This window comes from Streptomyces sp. NRRL S-118, from assembly GCF_000716335.1.
Lineage (GTDB): Bacteria > Actinomycetota > Actinomycetes > Streptomycetales > Streptomycetaceae > Streptomyces.
Genome location: NZ_KL591003.1, coordinates 53,527 through 62,411 on the forward strand (window position 1 = coordinate 53,527; position 8,885 = coordinate 62,411).

7 protein-coding genes are annotated in these 8,885 nt (G+C 73.1%); 3 read left to right on the top strand and 4 right to left on the bottom strand.

The features are described from left to right. Positions 1–48: 48 nt before the first annotated feature. Positions 49–375, bottom strand: a complete 327-nt coding sequence (locus IH00_RS0107045; RefSeq protein ID WP_031070750.1) for a MerR family transcriptional regulator — start codon at positions 373–375, stop codon at positions 49–51. 1,218 nt (positions 376–1,593) lie between these two features. Between IH00_RS0107045 and IH00_RS41705 the strand changes: the two genes are divergently transcribed. Further along, the gene (locus tag IH00_RS41705) at positions 1,594–1,992 is read left to right on the top strand and encodes an LAETG motif-containing sortase-dependent surface protein (RefSeq protein WP_158827717.1); all 399 of its coding nucleotides are present in this window, start codon (positions 1,594–1,596) and stop codon (positions 1,990–1,992) included. A 22-nt stretch (positions 1,993–2,014) separates the two neighbouring features. Further along, on the top strand, positions 2,015–2,692 hold the full coding sequence (locus IH00_RS0107055; protein ID WP_234334791.1) for an RNA polymerase sigma factor: 678 nt from the start codon (positions 2,015–2,017) through the stop codon (positions 2,690–2,692). An 835-nt stretch (positions 2,693–3,527) separates the two neighbouring features. Here the strand turns inward: IH00_RS0107055 and IH00_RS0107065 are convergent. Together IH00_RS0107065 and IH00_RS0107070 are read right to left on the bottom strand one after the other, a co-directional pair. Then, positions 3,528–4,025 carry a hypothetical protein gene (locus IH00_RS0107065; RefSeq protein ID WP_199819702.1) on the bottom strand — a complete coding sequence of 166 codons (498 nt, stop codon included), beginning with the start codon at positions 4,023–4,025 and terminating at the stop codon, positions 3,528–3,530. Between the two features lie 105 nt (positions 4,026–4,130). Further along, positions 4,131–4,928, bottom strand: coding sequence for a hypothetical protein (locus IH00_RS0107070; protein WP_031070759.1), 798 nt, complete (start codon positions 4,926–4,928; stop codon positions 4,131–4,133). A gap of 578 nt (positions 4,929–5,506) precedes the next feature. Here IH00_RS0107070 and IH00_RS0107075 point away from each other — a divergent pair. Continuing rightward, positions 5,507–6,697 (top strand): acetyl-CoA C-acetyltransferase, encoded by a 1,191-nt coding sequence (locus IH00_RS0107075; RefSeq protein WP_031070761.1) that lies wholly within the window; start codon positions 5,507–5,509, stop codon positions 6,695–6,697. 162 nt (positions 6,698–6,859) lie between these two features. On the opposite strand, the gene IH00_RS0107080 is transcribed toward IH00_RS0107075, so the two are convergent. Then, positions 6,860–8,329, bottom strand: coding sequence for an MFS transporter (locus tag IH00_RS0107080; RefSeq protein ID WP_052411226.1), 1,470 nt, complete (start codon positions 8,327–8,329; stop codon positions 6,860–6,862). Between the last annotated feature and the right edge of the window lie 556 nt (positions 8,330–8,885).

Consider the following 8,885-nt stretch of genomic DNA (forward strand, 5'->3'; position numbering starts at 1 on the left):
GTCTCCGCAGCGCCGACCTGCTCGGGCGGTTCACACGTCGAACAGCAGCTACGAGGCAGCGCCGCGGGTGCGCAGTTCTGCGTTGATGCGCTGGGCTTCTTCGAGCTGGTCCTCGAGGATGACGATGCGACAGGCGGCTTCGATGGGGGTGCCCTGGTCGACCAGTTCGCGGGCCCGGGCAGCGATGCGCAGCTGGTAGCGGGAGAAGCGGCGGTGGCCGCCTTCCGAGCGCAGAGGGGTGATCAGTCGGTGTTCGCCCAGGGCGCGGAGGAAGGCGGGGGTGGTGCCGAGCATGTCGGCGGCTCGGCCCATCGTGTAAGCGGGGTAGTCGTCGTCGTCGAGGCTGTCGACGGGGCGGGTACTGCGAGGGGGCATAAACCTCTTCCTTCAAGGGACGCGCCGAGGGGCTCGGGTGCCGTACGGCCCCCGAGCCCCGAGCTTTCAACACCATCTACGGCCGGCTTTGGGCCAGCCTCTCATTTTCCGCTGCGGTCCGCCTGAAAGGACGGAGGAGCGGGGATCGCGGTTGCGTGACCGGGGACCACCTTCCAATCCGGGGCCTGCGGTACCCGAGCGGGTGTTCTTCTCGCCCGGGCGATCCTGATGGCGTCTGCTCCTTACTGTTTCGATCAACCACTTGCACTGCTGGGTGTTGCGGTACTTCTGTGCGACCCCCAGGGCCGCTCGGCCCGGCTGCCAGTGGAGAGGCCCACTACTTTTCGGCCCCGCCACTCCGCCGCCGTTCCGCACCTGCTTGCACGGCTTCGTCTCTGCCGCGCCATCCTCGACTTCTTGGCTACGGAGAAAACACTAACTCCGACGGGGCGGCATGTCTACCTTGGCCACAGCAGATTTTCCTCAGCTCGCGAGATGGTATTTCTATGGCGCTTACATCCAGCCCGGCCGCAGGGCGCTCGGCTGACGCCGCGACCGGGTCCGGGAGACGGAGGAAGCGCTGCCTTGCCTCTACGACGTCCGCACACCCCCGCTGACGGGCCAGGCCTGGAAGGGCGACGGGGCTCAAGGGGAACGAGGCTGAAGGGGGACGGGCGGGTGGCAGCGGGCCTGGGCGCAACCTGCGGCAGCGGGGCGGACGTCCCGGGCCTGTACACCCGGGTGCGGCCCCGGGCCGGAACGCGAGCAGACGATCCGACGGCGCCCGGACACCCCCAGCGCAGGACCATGGGGCCGATCCGCGGTGACAGGGGGGAGGCTCCGGCACGGGAGGGCGGCGGCCGCCGCGTCCCGCCTGTGTCACGGGCGCAGGGACGTTGTCGCACCGTGTCTGTGCGTACGCGCCAGGATTCGCCGGAAGCCGGACTTCGGCGGTGCTGGGGCGCGCCTCGCCGCCTCGGTCGCGGTCCCGGCCACCGTACGCGTCGGGGCGGGCAGGGCGCGGCGCCGCGGCACGGTCGGCCGTAGTGCTGGTCCGCCCGTGCGAGGGCCGGCCATCATCCGGACGGCCGGCGCAGGAGCCCTGCTTCCGTGCCCCGCCGGAAAAACTTCACGGAGGGCGGCAACCACCCGCCCACTTGTGCGTCGTGCGGGATGAAGGGGCGTGATCCCGCGCCCCCGTACCCATGGAGAACCACCGTGCCCAACCTGAAGCGCGCAGTCGCCACCGCCGCCGCCACCGCCGCACTGGCTGCCGTCGCCGTGCCTGCCTGGGCGGCCTCCGGACCGAGCGCGACGCCCTCGGCCGCGCCGATGCCCGCGATCAGCAGCGTGCCGTCCGCCGCGCCGACGCCCGCGACCAGCGTGCCGCCGACCGCCGCCCCGTCGGCCGCCCCGACCGCCACCCCGTCGACCGCCCCGGCCCCGGCTCCGGCCACCAGCAGCGCCCCCGGCGCCCCGCGGCCTTCCGCCGAGCCGGAGCTCGCGCATACTGGTGCCTCCAGCACCACCGGCATCGCCATGGGGGCCGGTGCCGCCGCGCTCATCGCACTCGGGGCGGGAACCCTGTTCGTCGTGCGGCGGCGCGCCCACCGCTGACGTGCTCGACCCGAGGAACCCCGTGCTGCACCACGCGCTGCCGTTCCGCCCCGCCGCGCCCGGACCGTCCCGGGTGCGGCCGGTCGGCGGGCGGGGCCTGCGTGCCGCAATCCGCGTACTGCTGCGCCGTGACGGGTCGGCCCCGCCGGTCGACCAGCCGCGGCCGACGGGCCCGTACCTCCCCGCGGAGCCGTACGCCGCCGCAGTCTGCCCGCCGCCCACCGTCACGGAGCTCTACCACGCCCATCGTCTGGGCATGGTGCGTCTGGCCGTGCTGCTCGTCGACGACCTCGCCACCGCCGAGGACGTCGTCCAGGACGCCTTCACCGCCCTCTACCGGCGCCACGGCGAGCACATCACCGAGGTCGACAACGCCCTGGGATACCTGCGCACGGCTGTCGTCAACACCTCGCGTTCGGTGTTGCGGCGCCGCCGGACCGCCCGTTCCTGGACGCCGCCCGCCCCCGCGGAGGTTCCGTCCGCCGAGGAGCACGTCGTGCTGGACGAGGCGCATCGCGAGGTGCTCGCCGCGCTCGGCCTGCTCACCCCGCGTCGCCGCCAGGTCCTGGTCCTGCGGTACTGGGCCGATCTGAGCGAGGCGGAGATCGCCCGGACCCTGGGGATCAGCCGGGGTGCGGTCAAGTCGAACGCCAGCCGCGCCCTGGACGCGCTGGAGCGGATCCTGGAGGGACGGATATGACGGCCGACGGCGAATCCGAGCGTCTCGTCGAGCGCCGGCTCCGGCAGGCGCTCGAGGCCCGTGCGGAGTCGGTGACCCTCCATGATCTGCGTCCGGCCGCGCCGCCGCGACGCCCGGCCCGTCGGCCGTCATGGCGGGAGCGGCGCCCGGCGTACCGGCTACGCCTCGCCGGCCTGACGGGGCTCGCGGCCGCGGCCGCGGTCGGCGTCGCCTACCTGACGGCCCAGGAACCGGCCGCCCCCCGTCCCGTTCCGCCGGCCAACCCTCCCGCGATCACCTCGCCGACCCCAACCCCGACCCCGACCCCGGCCCCGAACACGGACACGGACCGGAGCGTGACCCCGAACCCGGCCCCGAGCCCCAGCGCCGTGCCGACGGCCCAGCCGAGTGTCAGCGTGCCCGCGAACGGGCCCGCGCCGCCGCCCACCGCCCTCACTCCCGCCGCCCCTGCCCCGGGCGCCACCTAGCTTCCGGCGCCCCGGCTCCGGCATGGTCGGTGGCAGGGCGCCGGAACGAGGCACGAGGCGCGGCGCCGGGGCCGCGGCACGACGGCAGATGGCGGCCCGGCGGAAGGCCGGGTGCACCGGCCGGGGTGCGAGCGGACTCGTCAACGGCATGCCTGAGGCGGGGTCCTGAGCCGACGGCTGCGCCATTGTCCGGCACCGCGTTGAGCGTCACCGACGGCCGGATCACCGGTGTCCCGGTGGTCAGCGTCCCGGCCCGGCTCGCGGTGATGGACCTGCCTGATCGGCGAGTGACGTGGCGGCCGGACGCCGGGGATGCCGAGGATGCACCCGCGCGGACGCCGGTACCTTCCGCGTCGGCGGACGGCCGGTCACCTGCCCAGCGGTGAAGCCCCCCGGCCCGGTCCTTCGTTGGGGGCCGCGTCCCCCGCCGTCTTTCGAGGACGGGTTGTCCTCAACGCGAAGGCGCACCACAGTGCCGCCCAAGCGAGCGCAGCCGTGATCAACGCGGCCAGCACAAGGGCCTCGGGGCGCCAGCCCAGGGAGAGCCGTGTGCCCAGCGCGGTGAGCAGCATCGCGGTGCGTCCGGCGGCATAGAGAGGCACCTTTGCCGCGGTCGCTCTGAGCATCGCGGCCACCGTCACTCCCGTGACGCCCCAGACGGTCAGGTACGGCCAGACGGGGCCAGGGAGGGCGGGGGGAAGCCCGTATTGGTCGGGGCCGATGCGGAAGAGAGCGGTGGCCCACCCCAGGGCGACCGCGAAGGCTGTGACACCGACGACCCACAAGGCATGGCGCCCGAACGAGCTGCGGCGCACCATCTCCTCGGCATCCTGGTCGGGTTCACCGTAATGGAAGGACTCGATCACACCCTCATGGACGGGCTCCGGGGCCCGGGCGTTGCTCCCGGGCGTGCGGTTCCGGGGTGGACGTCGGTGAACGGCGGCCGACTGTACAGGGTTCCGCCCGGGCACTCAGAGCGGGAGCACAGGACGGGTCGAGAAGTCCTCGCAGAGGTCCTCCCCTTCGGGGCCGTGGACGAACTCGGCCATCACGGGATTGCGGTTGGCCGTGGCCAGTGGCAACCACGCCAGCAAGGCGCCGTAACCGCCGCACACCGACTCCCCGCCGTCTCCGCCGTGGACGGCAGTCGTGTCGCTCGACAGTTCCGAGCGGTAGGTGTCGTAGGCGATGCGCAGGCCGAAGGCGTTCGGCCGGTTCTGCGGGCCGGTGTCGTCCCCGTACGGGATGCGGTCGAGCGGGCATGTGTCGCCCCAGCGGAAGAGGGTGCCGGCGCCGGCTCCGCAGGCGTGCTCCCATTCGTCGGCGCTGGGCATCCGCAGGCCACGGGCCGCGAGCGCCGCCGGCATGTCCGCGGGCCGTTCGGAGAGGTTCTCGTCCTCCACGGCCATGAGTACGGTCGCCAGGACGACGCTCCGGCGGGGACTGAGCACCTGCGCGAGGTGGGCTCGCAGATCGGAGCAGTAGCCGTACCCCTGCTCCACGCTCTGCGCGTAGTCGGCGGCCTGCTCGGCCGTGGGCTGCCAGGCGTCGAGGTCGAAGCCGACGGACACCGGCCCTCCCGGTATCAGCGCGAACTCGCACCCGTCCCTCTCGATCCGGGCGCGGTGCAGCGGGGCGCCCAGGTGCTCGATGGTGTCGACGCCCGTCACACGCCCCCCGACCAGATCAGCGGCCTGCTGGGTGACGCGGCGTGCGGTCGGGGCATCGAAGGACCGCCACTGGTCGAGAGTGAGATCAGCAAGAGACATGGGCGGCAGTGTCGCACGCGGGTCCGACACTCCCGGCCCTTCCTTTCCTGCCGTCATCGCAGCCGGCCATCGGACGCCGTGCGGCCGCCGCCCCGGCCGGCGGCCGGCCAGCGGCCGCGCGGCCCCGTTCGGCCGAGCACGGCCCCGCACGGCCGGCCCCGCCCGGGCGACAGTCGTCATCCGGCCGACAGGACGGCGACGGCCCGCCCCTGCCGGACAGGCCGCACGTCGGTGGGCGGGGTCGGGCGGGGTACGGCGTCGAGTGGAGGTGTCCCAGGGGCGGCGGTGCCGGACGGCTCGGTGCGGCTGTCGGCAGGTTCGGCGGCCGCGGCGCGGATGTGGGAGGCGCCGCTGTCGGGGGCCGTGCCCCTCCCGTCGCCTCCCTGGCCCCGGGGCGGGCGGGCCGCGGCGGAGAGCCGCCGGTGGCGGGAGGGGTGCCGTGTCCGACGGTGCGGTGCCGGGGCGCGTCCGGTCGGCTGTGCCGTCGCTCACACCACCGAAGGGCGCATTTCCACGCTGCAACTCGTGGGTAATGTAGCCGTGTTGTGAACCACAACTTCTCACCCACGGAGGACGTCGTGTCCGGATCCGTCATCCTGGCCGGGGCCCGTACCCCCACCGGCCGCCTGCTCGGCGCTCTGAAGGACTTCTCCGGGGCTCAGCTCGGGGGCATCGCGATCAAGGCGGCCCTGGAGAAGGCCGGGGTGGCCCCCGAGCAGGTGGAGTACACGATCATGGGGCAGGTGCTCACCGCGGGCGCCGGGCAGATCCCGGCCCGTCAGGCCGCGGTGGCCGCGGGCATCCCGATGAGCGTTCCGGCGCTGACCGTCAACAAGGTGTGCCTCTCCGGGATCGACGCGATCGCGCTGGCCGACCAGCTGATCAGGGCCGGTGAGTTCGACCTGGTCGTGGCGGGTGGTCAGGAGTCCATGTCGCAGGCACCGCACGTGCTTCCCAAGTCGCGTGCGGGCTTCAAGGCCGGCGACGTACCGCTGATCGACCACATGGTCCACGACGGTTTGTTCTGCCCCTTCGACCAGCTGGGCATGGGCGTCTCGACCGAGAAGTACAACAGCCGCTACCCCGGGCTGACCCGGGAGAAGCAGGACGCCTTCGCCGCGGCCTCGCACCAGCGGGCCGCCGCCGCGGCGGCCGCCGGGCGGTTCGCCGAGGAGATGGCGCCGGTGACGGTCCCGCAGCGCAAGGGCGAGCCGGTGGTGTGCGACACCGACGAGGGCGTGCGTCCCGACACCACGGCGGAGGTCCTGGCGAAGCTGCGCCCCGTGTACAGCGCCGACGGAACCATCACGGCGGGGACGGCGTCGCAGATCTCCGACGGCGCAGCCGCCGTGGTGGTGGCGAGCAAGGCCAAGGCCGAGGAGCTGGGTCTGTCCTGGATCGCCGAGATCGGCGCCCACGGCGTGGTGGCCGGGCCGGACGGAAGCCTGCACGAGCAGCCGTCGAACGCGATCAGGGCGGCGCTGGCCAATGCCAAGCTGGAGCCGTCCGACCTGGATCTGGTGGAGATCAACGAGGCGTTCTCCGCCGTCGGCATCGTCTCCACCGAGCAGCTGGGCATCAGCCCGGACATCGTCAACGTCGACGGCGGCGCCATCGCGCTCGGCCACCCGATCGGCGCCTCCGGCGCCCGGCTCGTCGTCCACCTGGCCTATGAGCTGCGCCGCCGCGGTGGCGGTCTCGGCGCGGCGGCGCTGTGCGGCGGCGGCGGGCAGGGCGACGCCCTGCTGATCAGCGTGCCGTCCGCCTGACCGCCCGACAACGGAGCAGCGCGGCCGGGAGCCGGAAGAACGACACGCCCCCCTGGGCGCGGGCACCTGGTGCCCGCGCCCAGGTGCCGTCCACAGCTCGCGCCGCGCCGGCGAGGGCTTGCCCATGAGTCGCCGGGCACGCGGTCACCGGGCTCCCCGCGCTCACTGGGTGGGCGTGGCCCGGTCCTGCGGCGCCTGCGCTGCGGACGCGGCCGCCGGTGCGGGTCCGGGCCGCAGCATGGCGAGCATCGTGCCCACCACGACCGCGCACAGGACGTTGACGACCATCGCGGCGACATAGACGTGGTGGAAGGAGGCGATGCCGCCGGGGGCCGCGCCCGACGCCATGATCGAGGCGAACCCGGCGACGCCGACCGCACCGCCGACCTGGCGCACGGTCAGGGTCATGCCGAGGCCGCCCGCGAACTTCTGTGGCGGCACCGTTCCGGCCGCCAGGGACGACAGGCAGGTGATGGCGAGCCCCAGGCCGCCGCCGCCGAGGATCGCGGCCGGCAGCCAGCCGCCCAGGAAATTGGGCGTGGGTCCGAAGAGGTCCGACGCCCAGATGGCGTTGCTGGCCGTGAAGGACAGCGCGCCCAGAACCGTCACCTTCACCTGGGTCGCCGGCCGGGTGACCCGTCCGGCGGTCAGCGAACCGGCCATCGAGGAGACGGCTCCGACGCTCAGGGCGGCGGCCGTCTGCAGGACCGACCAGTGCCAGATCTCGGCGGCGAACAACGGGGCGGCCAGCATCCAGGCGAACATCGTCATGTTGAGCATGCCGAGGCCCAGGTTGGCGGTTCGGAAGACGGGGCTGCGCCACACCGTCATCTCCAGGGCCGGCGCCGGGTGCGTGCGCGAGCGCAGCACGGTCACGGCGACGAGGGCCAGCCCCGCCAGGCCGAGTCCGAGGGTGCGGACGTCCACCCAGCCCCAGGTGTCCCCCTCGGTGAGCGCGCTCACCACCCCGGCGATGCCCAGGGCGAGCGCGATGCTGCCCACCGCGTCCGGCAACCGGCCCCCGGTGCCGCGCAACCGCTGCCTCGGCAGCACCACCACGGCGGCGATCAGCATCGCGCCGCACAGCGGGAGGTTGACGTAGAACACCGAGCGCCAGCCGAAGGCGCGCAGCAGCAGCCCGCCCGCGGCCGGTCCGACGACGGCGGAGAACCCCGCCACCGCGGACCAGGTGCCGACCGCTCTGGCGATCCGCTCGCGCGGTGTCGTGGCGAGGATCAGGCCGAGCGCGGCGGGGATCATGCCACCGGCCGCCGCGCCCTGGACGAACCGCGCGGCGATGAGCCACCAGATGGACGGCGCCACGGCGCAGACCAGGGAGGCGGCGGTGAAGGCGGCCAGGGACCAGAGGAAGACGGTGCGCCGGCCGACGCTGTCGGCGATCCTTCCGGCGGGCGTGAGCACGGCCGCCAGCAGGATCGTGTAGCCGCTGAGGACCCACGTCATGCTGTTGAGCGACGTGCCGGGGAAGTCGTCGAGAATGTCCGGGAAAGCGATGCTGACGATCGAGAGGTCGAGGAAGGCCATGAAGCTCGCGCCGCTGCACAGCGCCAGGACGCGGGCCGGGTTGACCTCCTTCGTCGTACGGGTGCGCTCGGCCGGCTCGTCGGGCATGCCAGTCCCCTCAGCTCGTGTGCGTCGTCGAACTCGCCTGCGGGTCAACTCGGTGCGTGGGAACGGTGGTCGATGCAATACGACCGAAGCAAGTGTGCCCGTCCCCCGTCAGCGGCGGGCCGAAGTATGCGATCAGTACCTGTGATGACCATCACTCGGGATTCGCCCGAAGATCTTTGCCGCCATGCCTTGCGGTGGCTCTCGCGGCACGCCAATGATGGGGCGGGGCGTCCGGGAGGAACCGGCGTACCGGCAGGGGCAGTTACGCCCCATTGCACGTCAGCGCACCTCCGTAGCGCAGTACTTCTGCACGACAGCGTTCCTGCACGACAGCACTTTCCGTACTTCGGCAGTTCAGCACTTCGGCAGTTCAGCACTTGGCGTACTGGCACTTCATTCCTGACAGCGCGAACGACTCACGGCGCAGCCGCTTGAACGACTGCTCATGTGGGACGGACGCCGCTCGATCACGGGGGAAACGGCACGGGTGCACGGGGATCAGTCCTGTGCACGCGCTTGGATCCGGCACCTGGAGGCCCTCACAGGGCTGCCTCGG

Bases quoted from the DNA above. Each gene is read 5' to 3' on its own strand.
- IH00_RS0107045 (WP_031070750.1), bottom strand. From the start codon at position 375: ATGCCCCCTCGCAGTACCCGCCCCGTCGACAGCCTCGACGACGACGAC.
- IH00_RS0107070 (WP_031070759.1), bottom strand. From the start codon at position 4,928: ATGTCTCTTGCTGATCTCACTCTCGACCAGTGGCGGTCCTTCGATGCC.
- IH00_RS0107080 (WP_052411226.1), bottom strand. From the start codon at position 8,329: ATGCCCGACGAGCCGGCCGAGCGCACCCGTACGACGAAGGAGGTCAAC.